The 18,102-nt window shown below is 60.0% G+C and carries 20 protein-coding genes and 1 pseudogene; 7 read left to right on the forward strand and 14 right to left on the reverse strand.

The window, feature by feature from the left end; all coding sequences use genetic code 11:
* Positions 1 to 309: 309 nt before the first annotated feature.
* Positions 310 to 807 (reverse strand): BON domain-containing protein, encoded by a 498-nt coding sequence (locus tag FHX06_RS08930; RefSeq protein WP_183878960.1) that lies wholly within the window; start codon positions 805 to 807, stop codon positions 310 to 312.
* A gap of 75 nt (positions 808 to 882) precedes the next feature.
* The gene (locus tag FHX06_RS08935; RefSeq protein ID WP_183878962.1) at positions 883 to 1,377 is read right to left on the reverse strand and encodes a peptide deformylase; all 495 of its coding nucleotides are present in this window, start codon (positions 1,375 to 1,377) and stop codon (positions 883 to 885) included.
* A gap of 243 nt (positions 1,378 to 1,620) precedes the next feature.
* On the opposite strand from FHX06_RS08935, the gene mgtE reads away from it, so the two are divergent.
* Both mgtE and FHX06_RS08945 read left to right on the forward strand, forming a co-directional pair.
* Complete coding sequence (gene mgtE / locus FHX06_RS08940) at positions 1,621 to 3,036, forward strand: magnesium transporter (RefSeq protein WP_112547684.1); 1,416 nt, start codon at positions 1,621 to 1,623, stop codon at positions 3,034 to 3,036.
* 63 nt (positions 3,037 to 3,099) lie between these two features.
* Positions 3,100 to 3,492, forward strand: coding sequence for a MerR family transcriptional regulator (locus tag FHX06_RS08945; protein ID WP_007826104.1), 393 nt, complete (start codon positions 3,100 to 3,102; stop codon positions 3,490 to 3,492).
* 11 nt (positions 3,493 to 3,503) lie between these two features.
* On the opposite strand, the gene FHX06_RS08950 is transcribed toward FHX06_RS08945, so the two are convergent.
* Together FHX06_RS08950 and FHX06_RS08955 are read right to left on the reverse strand one after the other, a co-directional pair.
* Positions 3,504 to 4,517, reverse strand: coding sequence for a heparan-alpha-glucosaminide N-acetyltransferase (locus FHX06_RS08950; protein WP_183878964.1), 1,014 nt, complete (start codon positions 4,515 to 4,517; stop codon positions 3,504 to 3,506).
* Positions 4,518 to 5,285 (reverse strand): DUF599 domain-containing protein, encoded by a 768-nt coding sequence (locus FHX06_RS08955; protein WP_183879239.1) that lies wholly within the window; start codon positions 5,283 to 5,285, stop codon positions 4,518 to 4,520.
* Positions 5,286 to 5,345: 60 nt separating this feature from the next.
* Here FHX06_RS08955 and FHX06_RS08960 point away from each other — a divergent pair, with 60 nt between their 5' ends.
* From FHX06_RS08960 to FHX06_RS08970, 3 genes are all read left to right on the forward strand, one after another.
* Complete coding sequence (locus FHX06_RS08960) at positions 5,346 to 5,486, forward strand: hypothetical protein (protein WP_162710233.1); 141 nt, start codon at positions 5,346 to 5,348, stop codon at positions 5,484 to 5,486.
* Positions 5,487 to 5,497: 11 nt separating this feature from the next.
* Complete coding sequence (locus tag FHX06_RS08965) at positions 5,498 to 6,904, forward strand: L-serine ammonia-lyase (protein ID WP_112968159.1); 1,407 nt, start codon at positions 5,498 to 5,500, stop codon at positions 6,902 to 6,904.
* A 173-nt stretch (positions 6,905 to 7,077) separates the two neighbouring features.
* Positions 7,078 to 7,515 carry a DUF1489 family protein gene (locus FHX06_RS08970; RefSeq protein ID WP_112547681.1) on the forward strand — a complete coding sequence of 146 codons (438 nt, stop codon included), beginning with the start codon at positions 7,078 to 7,080 and terminating at the stop codon, positions 7,513 to 7,515.
* Positions 7,516 to 7,571: 56 nt separating this feature from the next.
* On the opposite strand, the gene FHX06_RS08975 is transcribed toward FHX06_RS08970, so the two are convergent.
* From FHX06_RS08975 to FHX06_RS09005, 7 genes and pseudogenes are all read right to left on the reverse strand, one after another.
* Positions 7,572 to 7,847: a hypothetical protein gene (locus tag FHX06_RS08975; protein ID WP_112547680.1), complete on the reverse strand. Its 276-nt coding sequence runs from the start codon at positions 7,845 to 7,847 to the stop codon at positions 7,572 to 7,574.
* A gap of 111 nt (positions 7,848 to 7,958) precedes the next feature.
* On the reverse strand, positions 7,959 to 9,536 hold the full coding sequence (locus FHX06_RS08980) for a D-alanyl-D-alanine carboxypeptidase (protein WP_183878966.1): 1,578 nt from the start codon (positions 9,534 to 9,536) through the stop codon (positions 7,959 to 7,961).
* A 119-nt stretch (positions 9,537 to 9,655) separates the two neighbouring features.
* Positions 9,656 to 10,464, reverse strand: a pseudogene (locus tag FHX06_RS08985) (hypothetical protein).
* A 155-nt stretch (positions 10,465 to 10,619) separates the two neighbouring features.
* Positions 10,620 to 11,225, reverse strand: a complete 606-nt coding sequence (locus tag FHX06_RS08990) for a transglutaminase-like cysteine peptidase (protein ID WP_113117052.1) — start codon at positions 11,223 to 11,225, stop codon at positions 10,620 to 10,622.
* 383 nt (positions 11,226 to 11,608) lie between these two features.
* Positions 11,609 to 12,568 (reverse strand): prolyl aminopeptidase, encoded by a 960-nt coding sequence (gene pip, locus FHX06_RS08995; protein WP_113213252.1) that lies wholly within the window; start codon positions 12,566 to 12,568, stop codon positions 11,609 to 11,611.
* Between the two features lie 186 nt (positions 12,569 to 12,754).
* Positions 12,755 to 13,366: a PilZ domain-containing protein gene (locus FHX06_RS09000; RefSeq protein ID WP_029869225.1), complete on the reverse strand. Its 612-nt coding sequence runs from the start codon at positions 13,364 to 13,366 to the stop codon at positions 12,755 to 12,757.
* Between the two features lie 122 nt (positions 13,367 to 13,488).
* The gene (locus FHX06_RS09005) at positions 13,489 to 14,106 is read right to left on the reverse strand and encodes a PAS domain-containing protein (RefSeq protein ID WP_113213221.1); all 618 of its coding nucleotides are present in this window, start codon (positions 14,104 to 14,106) and stop codon (positions 13,489 to 13,491) included.
* 292 nt (positions 14,107 to 14,398) lie between these two features.
* Between FHX06_RS09005 and FHX06_RS09010 the strand changes: the two genes are divergently transcribed.
* Together FHX06_RS09010 and FHX06_RS09015 are read left to right on the forward strand one after the other, a co-directional pair.
* Positions 14,399 to 15,184, forward strand: coding sequence for a rhomboid family intramembrane serine protease (locus FHX06_RS09010; RefSeq protein ID WP_183878968.1), 786 nt, complete (start codon positions 14,399 to 14,401; stop codon positions 15,182 to 15,184).
* 97 nt (positions 15,185 to 15,281) lie between these two features.
* Entirely contained in the window at positions 15,282 to 15,716 is a 435-nt protein-coding gene (locus FHX06_RS09015) for a CBS domain-containing protein (protein WP_029869207.1), read from the forward strand.
* Positions 15,717 to 15,740: 24 nt separating this feature from the next.
* On the opposite strand, the gene FHX06_RS09020 is transcribed toward FHX06_RS09015, so the two are convergent.
* From FHX06_RS09020 to folE, 3 genes are all read right to left on the reverse strand, one after another.
* Complete coding sequence (locus FHX06_RS09020) at positions 15,741 to 16,709, reverse strand: patatin-like phospholipase family protein (protein WP_113213223.1); 969 nt, start codon at positions 16,707 to 16,709, stop codon at positions 15,741 to 15,743.
* A 116-nt stretch (positions 16,710 to 16,825) separates the two neighbouring features.
* Positions 16,826 to 17,278 (reverse strand): phosphoribosyl-AMP cyclohydrolase, encoded by a 453-nt coding sequence (gene hisI / locus FHX06_RS09025; RefSeq protein ID WP_029869255.1) that lies wholly within the window; start codon positions 17,276 to 17,278, stop codon positions 16,826 to 16,828.
* Between the two features lie 25 nt (positions 17,279 to 17,303).
* The gene (gene folE / locus FHX06_RS09030; RefSeq protein ID WP_029869256.1) at positions 17,304 to 17,918 is read right to left on the reverse strand and encodes a GTP cyclohydrolase I FolE; all 615 of its coding nucleotides are present in this window, start codon (positions 17,916 to 17,918) and stop codon (positions 17,304 to 17,306) included.
* Positions 17,919 to 18,102 lie beyond the last annotated feature (184 nt).

Raw genomic sequence — 18,102 nt, forward strand, 5'->3', positions numbered from 1 at the left:
ATTGTTGAATTCAACAACGTAAATCCAACCCTCGGCACGATAAGTTCGCGCTCCAATTTGGGCGATTTTGTGAGAAAGATGACAGCTGCGTTGCGGCGTTTTGTCCAAATAAAATCACATATTTGTCAACGTTTTTGACGGGCACGTTACCTTAGCCGGCACAGTTAATTGCCTGAGATGTCAGCGCTTTCCGAAAGATTACAATACTGCAATCTTTGATTGATTAACTATTTTTAATTTTAGAGACAGCAAAACCGGAAAGCAGGCCGCTTTCCGGTTTTCAAATGTGGCGACTTTGTGTTTTTCGCCTCAATCCTCGTTCGGGATATGGGCATCGACACCGGTTGTGTGCAGGTGGTTGCGGACATGATGGACACCGTCTACCGACAGGGCGCCAAGTTCGACCTTGCGGGCAATCCCGATCGTTTCGACAGAACCCTCCAGCGTCACGGTATGGCCGTCGGCGTGAACTTCCACACTGTCGATATCGACCTCGGGGATATTCTCCAGGTTCTCGGTCACGCGGGCTTCGAGATCGTCGCTTTCGTCGCGGTCGATCGTGTCAGGCTCAAGCGAATCCTTCAGGCGATTCTCGTTGCCGTCCTCGTCCGTACCGTCGATGCGGAAGCCGCTATTGCGGTCGCGGTCGAAATTGGCCGAGGTTTCGCCGTAGGCACGGTTTTCAGTGCCGGCAGCCTTGGCGCCGCTGCCGTCCGCGTAGGGCCAGCCGTCGTCCAGATTGCGCTCTTCGAAGTCGCGGTAGTCTTCCTCGCGGGAAAGCGAGGACTTGTCGTTCTTGCCAGGCATTTCCGTCTCCTTCCGGTTTCACTGCAAGGCAAACGTCGGAAGGGCGCACTTGGTTCGCACGTTTAATAGCGCGACTCAGCTTTTCGTCTTTTCCCATTTCCTGATCAGCCGGTCACGTTTGAGCCGCGACAGACGCTGCAGCCAGAAAATGCCGTCGAGCTGATCGATCTCATGCTGGATGCAAATGGCGAGGAAGCCGGTGGCCTCTTCTTCATGCTGATGGCCATCCAGATCCTGATAGCGGAAACGAACCGCGCTCGGCCGCGTGACCTCGTCCGTCGCCCCCGGCATGGAGACGCTGCCTTCCATATGAACCATCGTCTGATCCGAAAACCACGTGATCTCCGGATTGGCGTAGATGCGCACGCCGTCCGCCTTGTCGAGTTCCAGCACCGTCAGGCGCTGGAAGACGCCGATATGGGCAGCGGTGATGCCGACGCCGGGTGCCGCGCGCATCGTCTGCAGCAGATCTTCGGCAAGGGCGGAAAGGGCCGAATCGAATGCGGTCACGGGCGTGCAGACCGTCTTCAGGCCGGGATGCGGATAGCGGAGAATCGGGCGGATCGGCACGGCTGAGCTTCCTTTCGATAAATGGCAGCGGAAACTATAGCTGGCCACAGGCATTGTCATCAGAAAGCATGGGTTTGCGCTTTACGGCAGAAATGCTTTCGGCTAGCAGGTCGATGTGCATTCCGGCGACCAAAAGGGCAGGGCGGAATTCGCTTATCCGCTTGTTGACAATGCATTTTCAGCCGACATTTTCGAATGCGGCGCGACAGTCGTTGAAATCTGACAGAAATGCGAGGGCGGCATATGACGACGACCGATACCGAAGACCGCAATCGCAAACGTCCGGCAGACGAAGACGTCGATATCTATAATGAAGACGGCAATGTGCGCAGCGATTTCCTCGTGCGCCTCGGCGCCGCCATTGCCGATCGCGACACGCTCTTTCTCCGCCAGAATGTCGCGCGACTCCACGAATCGGAAATAGGCGACCTGCTCGAATCGATCCAGCCGGATCAGCGTCTGGCACTGGTGCATCTGCTCGGCGACGATTTCGACATGACGGCGCTGACCGAGGTGGACGAGACGATCCGCCGCGAAATCGTCGATCAGATGCCGAACGAACAGATTGCCGCGGCGATTGGCGAACTGGATTCCGACGACGCCGTCTACATTCTCGAAGATCTCGACCAGGAAGACCGCGAAGAGATTCTCGCGCAACTGCCATTCACGGAGCGGGTTCGCCTTCGCCGCGCGCTTGATTACCCTGAAAGCTCCGCCGGCCGACGCATGCAGACGGAATTCGTCGCCGTGCCGCCATTCTGGACTGTCGGGCAGACGATCGACTATATGCGCGACGAAGAGGATCTGCCCTATTCCTTTTCGCAGATCTTCGTGATCGACCCGACCTTCAAGCTGCTCGGCGCCGTCGATCTCGACCAGATCCTGCGCACCAAGCGGCAGTCAAAGATCGAAGCCATCATGCGGGAGACGAACCATCCGATTCCGGCCGAGATGGACCAGGAAGAGGCGGCCCAGCTCTTCGAACAGTATGACCTTCTTTCCGCTGCCGTCGTCGACGAGAACGAACGCCTCGTCGGCGTGCTCACCATCGACGACGTGGTCGACGTGATCCATGAAGAGGCGGACGAGGATATCAAGCGCCTCGGCGGTGTCGGCGACGAAGAACTGTCCGACAATGTGATCTCGACCGTGCGCTCGCGCTTCCTGTGGCTGCTGATCAACCTCGGTACGGCGATGCTGTCGGCCAGTGTCATCGGCCTGTTCGACGGTTCGATCGAGAAGATGATCGCACTCGCGGTGCTGATGCCGATCGTTGCCTCCATGGGTGGCAATGCCGGCACACAGACCATGACCGTGACGGTGCGCGCGCTCGCGACCCGCGATCTCGATATCTATAATGCGGGGCGCATCATCCGAAGAGAAGCGGGCGTCGGCATTCTGAACGGCATTCTCTTCGCCATCCTGCTCGGCGCCATCGCCGGCACCTGGTTCCACAACTACCAGCTCGGCGCCGTCATCGGAGCAGCCATGATCATCAATCTGATGGCGGCGGCGCTTGCCGGCATCCTGCTGCCGCTGCTTCTCGACAAGATGGGAGCCGACCCGGCGATCGCTTCATCCGTTTTCGTCACGACCGTGACCGACTGCACCGGCTTCTTCGCCTTCCTCGGCCTCGCGACATGGTGGTTCGGCATCTGAAACCCGCCGAAATTGACTATTACGTAAAAGTCAATAATATGTCAGGTCGATGACGGGGATGAGATGCTAGTGAACAAATACTATACCATAACGGAGCTGACGCGCGAATTCGGAGTGTCGACGCGCACGCTTCGCTTCTATGAAGATGAGGGATTGATCCATCCGGAACGTCGCGGACGCACGCGCCTGTTTCGACCTGCCGACCGGCGCCTCATCCAGGAAATCCTGCGGGGCCGGCGTATCGGCTTCACCATTGCCGAAATCCGCGAAATCATCCAGGTCTACAAGGAGCCGCCGGGTGAGCTCGGTCAGCTCAAGCTCCTGATGAAACGCGTGGACGAAAAGCGTGAAGACCTGCGCCAGAAGCGCAAGGATATCGACGAAACGATCACCGAGCTCGACAATATCGAAGAGGCCTGCCTCGGCCGCCTCGCAGAAATCGGCGTCACCACCTGATCATTGTTTGATCACTGTTGGGGCTCGGGCTGCGGCTCGGGCTCGATTTGGGCGCTGCACTGGCCGGCAAGCGCCATGATCCTCTCATCGTCGGCTTTGACCTGACCTGCCTGAAACAGCGTGAAGAGCTGCTGCGCCTGCAGCTGCTCGAGCGTGCACTGGCAGAAGCTGCGGCAGACCGCTTCACCCTGTTCGACGGTGCAGGACGTGTTGCACTGGCGCAGATAGGTCGCGACCGGATCGGGCTTCGGCGGCGCGATAATGAATGTCAGACCGTAAGCGATCGCGATCAGCACCGGCTGGTGAATGAGGTAAAAGGCGAGGCTGTGGCGGCCGAGGCGCGCAAGCCATGTGCCGCCTGTACCCAACGCCGCCAGCCGATGCGGCAGGTTCGTCCGGAAGGCAAGGCGCGCAAGGCTCATGCCGAGGAAGAAGGGTGTCGCCCAGGGGAAGAGCGGCACAAAATCATTGGAGCGATCGGGCGTGGCCGCAAAGCCGAGCCAGGCAAGATATTTCGGATCGAACAGGTGCGAACCGAGCACGCCCGGCATCACGAAAATATCAGCAATCCAGCCGACTAGCAGTGCCAGCGTGACGAGCAGCGTCAAAGGCAAGGGCAGGCGCAGGAAGACCACGCCGATGAGGCTCAGAACCGCAATGGAATGCAGGATGCCGAAGTAAATCCATTCCCCGGGCACAAGATAGGCGGTCGCCGCCGATATGAGCACGGCCGCAGCGGCGATCATGCCAAAACGCTTCCAGAAGGAGGGCCAGCGAATGTCCGGCCGGCTGGCGAGCACGAGGCTGACACCCACGATGAACAGGAAGGTGGCGGCGATCGCCCGGGCATAAATCTTCAGCCAGCCGGTCTCGGCCGTTCCAGGCTGCAGATAGCCCATGAATTCGAGATCCCAGCTGAAATGATAGGTGGCCATGGCAATGAGCGCCGCACCCCGCGCCGTGTCCACGAGGCCGATGCGCGGCGGTTTTGCATAAGGCGCCGCTTCCGTTGCCGGCAATGTCATTCACAATCTCCCGGACAATTCGTCGCCGTCAGTCGGTGAAGGCGTATTGGGCAGAACAGGAGAAAGATGGAGATTTGGTGGCACTTGCGGCTCCATGATCGCCAGCCGCTCTGCCGAAAAGAACTGCCGGCGGGTGAGCACGAAGACGACAATCGATGTCGTTCCCATGAAGACATAGGGATTGATGAACCAACCGAGGTAGCCGATCGACAGAAAGATAGCCCTAAGCCCCTCGTTGAAGTGGCTGCCGGCAAGGACGTTCATGCGGATGACACGTTCGGCGGCACGTTCGGCGGCGATGATATCCTTGTCGGTATCGTGCATCATGGGCATGGAGCCGAACAGGATGGTGCAATAATTGAAGAGACGGTAAGACCAGCCGAACTTGAAGAAGGCATAGCCGAACAAGGCAGCAAGGCCGCCGACCTTCATTTCGAAGACGGCATGGCCGCTATGAAAGACGAAAGGCAAGTCGGCAAAGACTGCATCGACCTTTTCCGTTGCGCCGAGAAGCGCAAAACAGCTGCCGATGGCAAAAATGGAGGTCGAGGCAAAAAAGGCCGTCCCGTTCTGCAGCCCGGCCATGATCTGGGTGTCGATCATCTTCAAATCACGGCGCAGGGAATTATATATCCATTCACGCCGCCGCTCCGCCATGGCATGGGTCAGGCTCGTGCGCCCGAAGAAAGTCCGGCCGCGCAGCAGCCAGGAATAGCCCATCCAGATAAAAATAAAGAAGGCAAGCGCGATATAATCCGCGGTCGTCATCATCAGCGAGTCAGTTCCCGTATAAATGCGGCCACTCTACAGATGCATTCGAATGCTGCAATGACCGGCAAGATGAGAATCACTGGCAAGATGAGCGGCTTCCAATTAGTGTCCGGCCTGATGTCGCACCGGTTCAAGGCGATGTCGGTCCGCCACGCGGATGTCGAGCCGGGCTCGCATAGTCTGCATCGTGAATTTTAGAAGGCGCCTCCATGTTTCTTTCGGTATTCGATGTGTTCAAGATCGGTGTCGGCCCGTCGAGCTCGCATACGATGGGACCGATGACGGCTGCCAACCGATTCCTCGACCTTATCTTGTCCGATGAATGGCCGCGTCCTTCCATCGGCGCTCAGGTCGCCGCCATCAAGGTGAGCCTGCACGGTTCGCTCGCCCATACGGGCATCGGCCATGGTACGGGCAGGGCGGTCATCCTCGGCCTGATGGGCGAGGCGCCCGACAAGGTCGACCCGGATCATATGGACGCCACTATCGATGGCGTGGAAAAGAGCGGCCGGATCACGCCGGAGGGCCACCCGGGCTACCAGTTTCAGCCGAAGACGGATCTGATTTTCGACAAGAAGCAGCCGCTGCCAGGCCACGCCAACGGCATGAGTTTCTCCGCCTATGACAAGGACGGACGGCTTCTCGTCAAGCGCATCTATTATTCCGTCGGCGGCGGCTTCGTCGTCACCGATACGGAGCTCGAACAGATGCGGGCGCGCAAGAAGGCGCAACAAGGCAATTACAAGGTGCCTTACCCCTTCGCCAGCGCCAAGCAGATGCTTGATATGGCCGAGCGCTCCGGCCTGTCGATTGCGCAAATGAAACGCGCCAATGAGGAAAGCCAGCGCAGCCGTGAAGAACTGGATACCGGTCTCGACCGCATCTGGGAAGCAATGCGCTCCTGCATCGAGCGCGGGCTGAAGGTCGAGGGCATCATGCCCGGCGGCCTCAACGTCCGGCGCCGGGCCAAGCACATCCACGACAAGCTTCAGGAAGAATGGCGCAGCAACCGCGTCAACCCGCTGCTCGCCAACGACTGGCTGAGCGTCTACGCGATGGCGGTCAACGAGGAGAATGCCGCAGGCGGGCGCGTCGTCACGGCTCCGACCAATGGCGCGGCCGGCGTCATCCCGGCAACGATCCGCTACTACGAGCATTTCCACGAGGATTGGGACCGGAAGGGGATCCATGACTATCTTCTGACCGCAGCGGCGATCGGCGGCATCATCAAGCACAATGCCTCGATCTCGGGCGCGGAAGTCGGCTGTCAGGGCGAGGTCGGCTCGGCTGCCGCCATGGCAGCCGCCGGCCTCGCAGCCGTCATGGGCGGCACGCCTGCACAGATCGAAAATGCCGCCGAGATCGCACTCGAACACCATCTCGGCATGACCTGCGATCCAGTCGGCGGCCTCGTGCAGGTGCCCTGTATCGAACGCAATGCGCTGGGTGCGGTTAAGGCGGTCACAGCCGCATCGCTCGCTGTGAAGGGCGATGGCCAGCATTTCGTGCCGCTCGATGCCTGTATCGAAACCATGCGCCAGACCGGCAACGACATGAGCGAGAAATACAAGGAGACCTCGACAGGGGGCCTTGCCGTCAATGTCGTCGAATGCTGAGCTTGCGGACGTTTAAGGCTTTGTTTTAGGCATCTCGTTGACGCAAAACCGCTGCACACTTTTGCTCGACATGCTTTATTTCGCGCATGTCGTTGACGCAAAACCGTTGCACACTTTTGCTCGACTTGCGTTAGCCGCTTGACGCTGCCGGCCAAAAGGATTTCAACGGCAGCATGGCATTAAATCTCATCAAGCTCTGCGTCGGCTGCGACTCGATCGAAGACCTGCGCGAATGGGTGGCCGAGCGTTCGCTGCGCGCCATTGCCGCCGGATTGGAACCGCACTCGGTCCATACGACCCGCATGGTACCGAAGCGCGTGGACGAGCTGCTCGATGGCGGCTCCCTCTATTGGGTAATCAAGGGGCAGGTTCAGGCGCGGCAGAAAATCCTGGACGTTCAGACGTTTACCGACGGTGAGGGCATTGGACGCTGCCATCTCGTCCTCGGGCCCGAAGTGATCGAAACTTCGGTTCAGCCGAAGCGTGCCTTCCAGGGCTGGCGTTATTATCCTGATGAGGACGTGCCGCGCGATCTCCACAGTCTCGGCGCCGGCATTGCGGAAATGCCCGCGGATCTGCGCCGCGAGCTTTCGGAACTCGGATTGCTGTAAGGTTTCTTGTCCTTAGCGGCTCCGGAAAGGGCTGCACACCCTAGCTGAAATTGCTTCTACCGCAAGCGCAGCACGACCGGCGAATTGCCGTCAGGCGAGGTGATGTGCAGGTGAATATGCGCCTCCGGCTGTGAGTAGCGCCAGGCGCGCGCGCCGTGGCATAGCAGCAGGTTGATGAGATCACGGGTCTTCGGCGATTTCGCCTTCGGGCGCTGCAGGCCGATTTCGGCGAGGCGGAGTGCTGCCTCGTGCAGCGGGTGCAGGCCGGAGCGTCCCTTATTGACCGCCCGGCGCCCCGCAGGCGCATTTGGTACATTCTCGTTGATCGACATCATCTTCCCCGTACGCAATACAAATCGACTAGGATAGACTGCCGGCGGCGCGAACATCGCAGCCGGCAGGCGGGAGCGCCGCCAAGTCAGTGACAGGCAGCGCCAGATATCTCATTGTGCGGCCGCCCAGCACTTCACGCCGGCCTTCTTGAGGGCCTTGCAGGCATTGACGGCATCACGCTGGTCGTCGAAACCGCCGAAACGGGCGCGGTAGACCTGATCGGCTCCGCTGGCATAGGCGACGGCGAAAGGCTTGGCGGAGTTCAGCGCCTTGCCACCCTTGGCCTTGGCGCTTGCCAGAAGGTCCATCGCCATTTCCCGGCTGGACGAGACACCGATCTGGACGACCCAGCCGGACGGCTGCGGCACTTCCTTGGCGGCAACGTCCTTTGCAGGGGCGACCTTGGTGGAGGCCGTCGTCAATTCGTCGACGGAGGTGTCACCCTGTTCCGGCGGCACATAGGCAGCTGCCGGCGTCGGGACGGCGGCGGAGGCTTGCTGCTGCTTGATCGCGACGGTCTTTACCTTGGTCGGAGACGGCATCGGCTGCGCCAGCAAGGGATTGCCTGTCTTCGGTGCGGCGGTTTCCGCATAGGCAACTTCGGTGCTTGCAGTCTGATAACGGCTATCCGGAAGCGGCCCCTTGTGCGGCAGACCGAGATCGGCAGCGGCTGCCGCGACTGGCGGCTGATTGGCTGGGATTGTTTTCTTTTCCGCGACCTGGGCAACCTTGGCAGGAGAAACCGGAGCGGGCGTTTCGATCATCTCGGGCATCTGCTTCGACTGGGCGACGAGCGTGCCGCCGCTGGTGGCGGCCTTTGGCAGATAGGCATCGAGCAGCCTGCGCATCTGCGAGTCGCGGGCGGGGGTGGAGGCACCGCCGAGAACCACGCCGACGATCGACTTGCCGTCGACCTGCAGGGAACTGACCAGATTGAAGCCGGCAGCGCGGGTATAACCGGTCTTGATGCCATCGACGCCACGGACGGAGCCGACGAGGCGGTTATGGCTGCGAATGACGCGATTGCCGAACTTGAAGGCGCGCGTATTGAAATAGCCGTAATATTGCGGGAAATGCTGCCGAAGAGCGATGCCGAGGCGAGCCTGATCGCGGGCCGTCGTCATCTGCGCGGTATTCGGCAGGCCATTGGCATTGCGATAGGTCGTGCGCGTCATGCCGAGCGCATGCGCCTTGGCCGTCATCATCTGGGCGAAACGATCTTCCGAGCCGCCGAGCATTTCACCGAGCGCGGTCGCCGCGTCATTGGCAGACAACGTCACGAGACCGAGGATGCCCTGTTCGACAGTAATCGTGCCGCCGGCGCGCACACCGAGCTTGGTCGGCGCCTGAGCGGATGCGTGAGCAGAGAAGGGGACGGGCGTATCGAGGCGGATGCGGCCTTGCTCGAGTGCCTCGAAGGTCATGTAGAGCGTCATCATCTTCGTGAGCGACGCCGGATACTGCAGACGGTCGGCATTCTCGCTGTAGAGAACATTTCCCGTCCGGGCATCGACGACGATGCCAGCATATTTCGGATTTGCAGCTTCCGCTTCGGCATTGACCGAGTCGACCGCGACGATCGCGATAGCCATCGAAAGGATCGTCAGCACCTTTGCGAGGAAACCGGCAGACCGCGGCGATGATACGGAGGAAATTGACCTTGACACTATTCCACTCTTCGCTTGCATTTCGGATGTTTGGCGGGCCACGCACCCCCTACTGCGTAACCGGCTGTCTTGGAAAACTACCGGTTCAGCGTTACCAATCCGTTTATGATGAATCGTTTCTTCAGACATTTGCGGGGATTTTAGCGGGGTGTTGCAGACCGGCTCACAAGCCGGGTTTCCACAAAGGTCCTGATCGCGGCATCAATATGGTCCCAGTCGGCCAAATGACGACTTGAGAACCGGTAAAGCACACTTAAATCTTTGCCGACCTTGATATCGCGCTGGCAATCGCCGCTGGTCGCGACCTCGGCAGACGAGGGCAAGACACAGCGAACCACATAATCTGCAGCCCCTTCACGCGATGCGGTCAACAATATCTCACCGTTGTAGCCGGCATCGGCCCGCAGGCGGTGCAGCGTCAAGCCATGCGAGAAGGGTTCGGCGGCGCCATCCATCAGATGCGAATAGATCGGCTCCAGCCGGCCCGACATGTCCCGCGACATCGTGCCTTGCGTGATCTGCAGGAAAATCAGGCCTGACGATTGGGCGATATCATCGAAACGCTGGCGCGTTTCCTTGCTGTAGCCCTGCATTTCCGGCCAGGTGAGGTAAAGATCGACCCGTTCGGCGGCGCCGTCATGCCGTTCGCTGGGGAAGCGAATCGTGTTGGCGGGCAGGCCGATCGTATCGCGGCCGATTGTGAGTGTGATCCCATCGGTGTTTTCCGTATTGCCGGCAAGCGAGATGTGACGGCCGAACCAGCGACCGGCAATGCTGATCGCAACCGTCAGCAGCGCCAGAACCGCAATCGTCGCGGTGACACGGACCAGGAACCGGGTCGAGAGAAGGGGTTGCTCGGCAGGATGGCCCACGGCGGAATGGCTCATCGTCGTCCTCGGATATCGGGCCGCCGTAAGAAGAACGCGAGTCGTCGGTGCCGGTGATGAATCTCGGGGAGATGATGGAATAGCGGGAGTTAACGGGTCGTTAACTCAACCAAAAGGATGCACCACAAAAGAAGCGAGCCGTTCCCGGGACAGCGGGAACGGCTCTGGGCGCCGGTCGGGACGGGGATGCGGGGACTGACCGGAGCCGGTATGCCTGTTACTTCACGCTACCGACTGCGACGGCGCGGCCGTCCTGCAGCTTCGTCCAGCGGGCCGGATCATCGGCGGACTGGCGCTTCAGGTAGGTGTATTCGGTATCCGACCACAGCAGCACCTTGTTGCGCATGTTGTCGAGAATGAAGTCGCCGTGGTCGGTACGCACCGTCAGCACGGCATGGCCCTCACCATTCGGCTGCAGCACGACGGTCATCAGCGTATCGGACGGAGAGAAGCCGGCGTCGATCAGCATCTTGCGCTTCAGGAGCGCGAAGTCCTCACAGTCGCCAGCGGTCTTCGGATAGGCCCAGCGCTCCTCGACACCATAGATCTCCATGTCCGTCATCGGCTGGATGGTGGAATTGACGGTATAGTTGATCTCAAGGATTTTTTTCCAGCGATCCTCGGTGAGGATCGCAGGGCCGGCATCGCCGCCGGCATAGGCGCATTCTTTCGGATTGGCCTGGCAGAATTCATAGTGCCCGATTGGCGGGCTCGCATTGCCTGCAAGCGTCATGCTGGCGGGTGATGCCTGTCCTGCGCCCGCCATTGCCGCTATCATGCCGACGGCCAGAAGGCCGCTCTTCAGTAGATTTCGAATTGACATTATCGTCTCCCCGTTATGAGGACGACAATGACACGGACGTTTTTATCTCACGCAAAATTACGCAATCAAATTAATGGCTTAGTTGATTCAAATACGCAGCGAAGTTGAATCAAATCCATCTCGAATACGACTAAAATTAAAGACGCATTCGTCGCAAATTCGATTAAAATTGAAGGTTTGGGAAAAAGACTTTTGGACCGGAAATGACCGAAAATCGGGCAGGCCGTTAACGAAATCTGGTAAGCCGGATAAAATTCTGCAGCGGCCTGTGGCGAGAACGGTAGTTGGAGCAAATCCGGCCGCAGTGCCCAAATGGGCTGAATCGCTTCTCCAAAAGCCGATTCCGGCTCATGTCCGTATGTGCCGGCGAAAAAATAATTTCGTCAGAGATCACGAAATCTGTTCGTCGCAGCCACGATCGCGGCGGCAATATCAGCGTTTTCGGTGGAATGGGCGGCCTTTGGCAGCACCACGAGCTCGACACCGGGCCATGCGCGCGCAAGTTCCCATGCGGTGACAAGTGGTGCCTCTATGTCGAAACGTCCGTGGATCAGGACGCCAGGAATGCCTGCGAGACGCCCGGCATTCTTCAGGAGTATGCCGTCCTCGAGCCAGGCGCCCTCGAGGAAATAGTGCGTGATGATACGGGCACGTGCCAGACGATAGAGCGGATCGGACCAGCGCCGGGGCAGGCCAGCGGCGTCGGCAAGCAGGATCGTGGCAGCTTCCCATTCATGCCAGTCGTGCGCGGCCTGCAGCCTCACCTGTTCCTCGGGATGATTGAGCAGTTGATGGTAGGCGCTCACCCGATCGCTGCTACGCAACGCCGGCGGCAGCGCCTCGCCGAACCTCTGCCATTCCTCGGGGAAGAGCGGCGCCATGCCGCGATAGAGCCAGTCGATTTCGGAGCGGCGCGTCGTCGTAACGCCCGAAATGACGATGCCGTTGACATGGGCGGGGTGGGTTTGCGCATAGGCGAGCGCCAGCGTCGAGCCCCAGGAATTTCCGAAGATCGTCCACTTTTCCACGCCGAAGAGGCTGCGCAGCTGCTCTATGTCCTCGATGAGATGGGCAGTCGTGTTTCGCGAGAGGTCTGTTGCGGCGTCGGCGGCGTTCGGCAGGCTACGTCCGCAATTGCGCTGATCGAAGAGGATGATGCGGTAGACCGAAGGATCGAAATAGCGTCGTGCCGTTGTCGAGCAGCCGGACCCCGGTCCGCCATGCAGGACGAGCGCGGGCTTGCCCGACGGATTGCCGCAAGCTTCCCAATAGACGAGGTTGCCGTCACCGGTGTCGAGCAAGCCATGTTCATGCGGTTCGATTTCGGGAAAGAGGACTGACATGACCGTGCCTTGGTTGAGGCGCGCTGTATCCTTCAAGTCTGTGACGGATAGATGACGGATCTGCCGTGCCGCAGGCTGACAGGCCCGAAACCGGACGAAAAACCGCTGCGCACTTTTTCTGGAATTGCTTTTTGGTTTGGCGCAATTCCGGACGAAAAACCGCTGCGCACTTTTTCTGGAATTGCTCTAGAGAAATTCGCGGAGCGTCTCGCGCGACTGGACTGACAGGAATTCGATCGCAACGCCTTCCGAGAAATGACGAACGACGCGACCGCGCATGTTGCCGAGACGAACGGGCGTGCCGAGCGTCGGGCGCACTTCGACATCGACGGCGGCGCCGGAAAGCGACAGGTCCATGATGCGGCACATGTAGCGCGTGCCGTCCTCCAGCGTGAGTTCGGTCTTGGTCTCGCGCGGGGTCAGACGATCGTGACGGCGATCTTCCGGCAGACCGAGCTCGTGCTTGTTGGCAAGCCAGGTGAGCTGGGCGGCGAGCTTCTCGCGCTTGCGCTCGGTGGCGTTGATCGACATCGTGAAGCCGCGCATGTCGACTGTCTGCACATGACCTTCGACGCGGCCGAGGTGGTCAATATAGGCGACGACACGTTCATTGGCGCGCGGGCGGCCGGCACAGGTGACATACATGTCGCCGGGCGACATATCGATCACCATGCATTCGAATTCTTCGTAGCTCGCAAGCATCAGGCGGCCCTGCATATTGATGGGCACGCGCTGGAACACTCCCTGTTCTGGGCGCGGCGCAGGTCGGTGCGTCTGAGCGGGCTGGAACGAGTGCATCAAAGGGCTTCTTTATGAAATCGCTGAGCCCAATCCTTACCCGCAATCCCTTAACAGAAGGTTGTGGAAACAGGCAGCGCCTAACCCTAAAGTACTAGGGGCGGCGACCCAAAACGCAACAGTCAGCGAGCGGCTGCTCCATGCAGGAAATGCGACATGACACGCAGCATGGCCTGGCCGAACGTTGCCTGTTTTTCCACGGCGATCTCGACGGGACGGCGCGGTTCGGCCTCGAGCGTGCGGCCGAACTTGTCGTGCAGCAGGCGGCTGCGATCAAGCGCGAGCAGCTCGAGCGGTACGATCTCCAGCCAGCTTGCGGCGGCCGCAGGCGCGATGGCGCCGAGGAGCCGGTCGCAGCCGCCCTCCGGCGAACGCAGCGGCATCATGATGATTTCGAAGGCCGCGTGATGGCCGGCGGTGCTGTAGCCCGTCGCGTTGAAAAGCGTCGGGATGGCGTGCGCCATGACGCCCTGCGCTGTCTTTTCGATATCCTCGTGCTGGCCGTTGGCCCAGAGGGCGGAGAAACGCTCGCCGCGCAGATCACGGCCGAAGAGATCGCAGATTTTCGTGCCAGCGAGACGGAAGCGGATATGTCGGTCTTCCTCCATCTCCAGAATGAAGAGGCTCGACAGGAGATGTGGGATCGCACCAGGCTCGATCTGCGATTTCAGCGGCGCATCGCGCCCGCCGCGCAGAGCATTCCAGTAGTCGAAAATGTCGATCGTGATCTGAAGGCGCATGGCAATGTCTCATTTCGGTTCATTGGCGGGCGGTTTTCGCCCCTTCACCTTCTACCTTGCGGATTTCATGCCAAATCCGGCGAGTTAAGGTTAAGGAAGGGTTTCGCTTGAGCGCCAAGGCCTGTCGTGAGACCGTCTCTCCATCACTTCAAACAGTGAAGTTCTGCACAAGACTGCCAGGGGAGGGGCCATCCTTCGGGGAACCCAGGCGAGCCGTCCGGCCAGTTCCGGACGGCTTTTTTTTTGAAGCCGGCTCCTGTATGGCTGTGGCCTGCAACGAGGCGAGATGAGCATGAACGAACAGACGTCCGGGCCTGATCAGGCATTCCAGCCGATGCAGCCCGAACCGCCGGCCAGGCCGCCGCGCCAGCCGGTTTTCAATCTTCCGCCCGCACTGTTTGCCACGCTTCTGCTTCTGATCCTGATCTATGCCGGGCAGTCGCTGCTGTCTCCCGACGGGCTTTACTGGTTTCAGTTGAATTTCGGCTTCATTCCGCTGCGCTATGCCATTTCACTTGCTGAGCAGGGGCCGCAGCTCTACTGGACGCCGGTCACCTATTCGCTGCTGCACGGAAGCGTCGAGCACATCGTCTTCAACGGCCTTTGGCTGATGGCCTTCGGCGCGCCGGTCGTGCGCCGCATCGGCACGTTCCGCTTCATCATCTTCTGGATTCTTTCCGCCATCGCTTCGGCGGCGCTGCATGCGGCGCTGAACTGGGGCAGCGATGGGCCGCTCATCGGTGCATCCGGTGTCGTCTCCGGCCTCATGGGCGCGGCCTGCCGCTTTGCCTTTCCCTCCGGGCGACAGATGGTTCGTCCCGCGCATCTCAATCCGCGACTGTCGGTGCTGCAGGCAATGCAGAGCCGCACGGTGATCATCTTCATGCTGCTCTGGCTGGTCGGCAACGCGCTTATCGCCGTCGGCATTCCGCTCGTCGGCGATGGCAGCCAGGAGATTGCCTGGGATGCGCATATTGGCGGTTTCGTCTTCGGCTTCTTCCTTTTCGGGCTCTTCGACCGGAAGCCGCCGCAGGAGAATTTCCAACAGCCTTGGCCGGACGACGAGTTGCAATCCTGACCCAACGAGTGCACGATTGATCTCCGCGATGGGAGGAGAGACCGCCGCGGAACCTGTGTTTCCGAGAAGTGTTTCACTTTCTCCATAGGAGGTCCATATGGCCAGTTCCGTCAAAGCAATACTCGATCTGAAGGGTCGTGACGTCGTCACTACCGGGCCGAATACCACGGTTTCGGAAGCTGCCGCGATTCTCAGCAAGAAGAAGATCGGCGCGATCGTCGTCGTCGGCATGGAGAACAAGATTTCCGGCATGTTCACCGAGCGCGATCTCGTGCATGTCATCGCCAAGTCCGGCAAGGACGGGCTCGATCAGACGCTTTCTTCCGTCATGACCTCGAAGGTCTTTCGCTGCAACGAGCAGACCTCGGTCAACGAGCTCATGGAGCTGATGACCAGCAAGCGTTTCCGCCACATTCCCGTGGAAGCCAACGGCAAGCTTGCCGGCATCATTTCGATCGGTGACGTCGTGAAATCACGCATCGCCGAAGTCGAGCGCGAAGCCGAAGAGATCAAGGCTTATATTGCTAGTTAAGGCAATAAGGCTTCGCACCGGGCACTAGGGGTGCCTGGCGTAAAGTTCCTGCATTCGCTGCAGCTCGGGCAGCCTCGCCCGGGCTTCTTCATAGCCACGTTCGATGGCTTCCCCCGCACGATGGAACTCCGACAGGCCGATGTCCGACAGGCGCGGCTGCAGTGAAATGTCCGGCGGGTCGCCGGCAAGTCGGGCCCGCGCGATACGATCCTGGATGATGTTGAAGGCCTGCACCATGACGCCGGTCATGCCCATACGCGCGGAATAGGGAGCCTGCTTCTGCTGCTGCACTTCGGCGGGCGAGAGGCTGGCATTGTGGCGGACGACGGCCGAGCGGCCGTAGAGATCATAATTGAGATTGACGGCGACGACGAGCGGTTGCTCGTAGCTGCGGCAAACAGAAACCGGCACGGGATTGACGAGCGCGCCGTCGACCAAAGTGCGGTTATTGCTGCGCACCGGCTCGAAAATGCCGGGCAGGGCGTAGGAGGCACGGATCGCCGTGATCAGCGAGCCATTGGCAATCCAGACTTCGTGGCCCGTGTTGACCTCTGCCGCGACGGCGACGAAGGGCCGCTCGAGTTCCTCGATCGTCAGGCCTTCCAGATGTTCCTGCATGCGCTTGGTCAGCCGCATGCCGCCGAAGAGACCGGAGCCACCGATCGTCAGGTCGAGAAGGCTTGCGATGCGGCGCATGGTGAGCGAACGGGCGAAGCTTTCCAGCTCGTCGAGCTTGCCGGCGAGATAACAGCCGCCGACGAGCGCGCCGATCGAGGTGCCGGCGATCATGCCGATCTCGATGCCGGCCTCGTCGAGCGCACGCAATACGCCGATATGCGCCCAGCCCCGCGCGGCGCCGCCGCCGAGCGCCAGGGCAAGCTTTGCTTTCTTTTCTGAGGGGGTTTCGACTGGGGGAATTGCCGTATCCTGGAGCGCTGTTGTGGCAGAACCTCCGCCCTCGGCGCTTTGACGATGCATATTCCAGCCCAGCATGGCGTTCCTCCCTCCCGGCAGAACACTCGGGTTCCAATTAACAGCCCCGAACCCTTTCCAAAGGGTATATGGAACCGACTTGCGTCGCAATAAGGGGCAGGTGACGGGGATTCGGTCTATTTTCCGTACACATCCTTGGGATCGAAATGCAGGTCGTCATCGACAATGGTCAGCATGGGCTTTCCATCCTCCAGGGTGATGGTGCGGTAGAAGCAGGAGCGGCGGCCGGTGTGACAGGTCGCGTCATGACCGGCGACCTCGACCTTCAGCCAGATGGCGTCCTGGTCGCAATCGGTGCGGATTTCCTTGACGGTCTGGAGGTTGCCCGAGGTTTCGCCCTTCTTCCAGATCTTGCCGCGCGAGCGGCTGAAGTAGTGGGCGATGCCGGTCTGGATGGTCAGCGCCAGCGCATTGGCATTCATGTGGGCGACCATCAGCAGTTCGCCGTCGCCGGCATCGGTGACGATGGCTGTGATCAGGCCGCGATCGTCGAAGCGCGGCGTGAAATCGCCAGCGTCCTCCAGCTCGGATTTATCGTCCGATGGCTGATTGAAAATCAGTTCACTCATCGCGGCCCTCCTGAGGGAGCCGGTCTCAGCGGCCCCTTACCATTGTCATGAATCGGACCTGATCGGCCGGCTCAGTCTTGAACGTTCCTGTAAAGGTTGTCGTCAATGTGGTCGAGCCCTGCTTCTGAACGCCGCGCATGGCCATGCACATATGTTCGGCCTCGATCATGACGGCGACACCGCGCGGACGCAGCGTTTCGTCGATGGCCTTGGCGATCTGCGAGGTCATCGTTTCCTGCGTCTGCAGGCGGCGGCCGTAGATTTCGACGACACGAGCAATTTTGGAAAGGCCGAGCACGCGGCCGTCAGGCATATAGGCGACATGCGCCTTGCCGATGATCGGCACCATGTGATGCTCGCAGTGGGAGAAGAAGGGAATGTCCTTCACCAGCACCATGTCGTCATAACCGGCAACCTCCTCGAAGGTCCGGCCGAGCACGTCTTCCGGGCTCATCTCGTAACCGGCGAAGAGCTCGCGATAGGATTTGGCAACACGGGCAGGCGTATCCAGCAGGCCCTCACGCGACGGGTCGTCACCGGCCCAGCGCAACAGGACGCGAACTGCGTCCTCTGCTTCCTGCTGGGAAGGGCGATCGGATTCGTGGACGGTATGCGGAAAATTCTTGACGATGGCGTCCATATTCAATGGTCTCCTGCCCGCAACGCGGACCGTAGTCGGACTAGCCACTGGTACCCCAAGCGGGAATTCTTGCACCTTTGGCAGGTTCCGGGGCTTTCCAGGCTCGTTTTTCTCGAACCCTTCCGGCACGGTTTCCCAGTCAAACCCGATTGGCAAACTTATTGGTTCTCCAATCAAAGTTGTT

The organism is Rhizobium sp. BK512 (genome assembly GCF_014194915.1).
Taxonomy (GTDB): domain Bacteria; phylum Pseudomonadota; class Alphaproteobacteria; order Rhizobiales; family Rhizobiaceae; genus Rhizobium.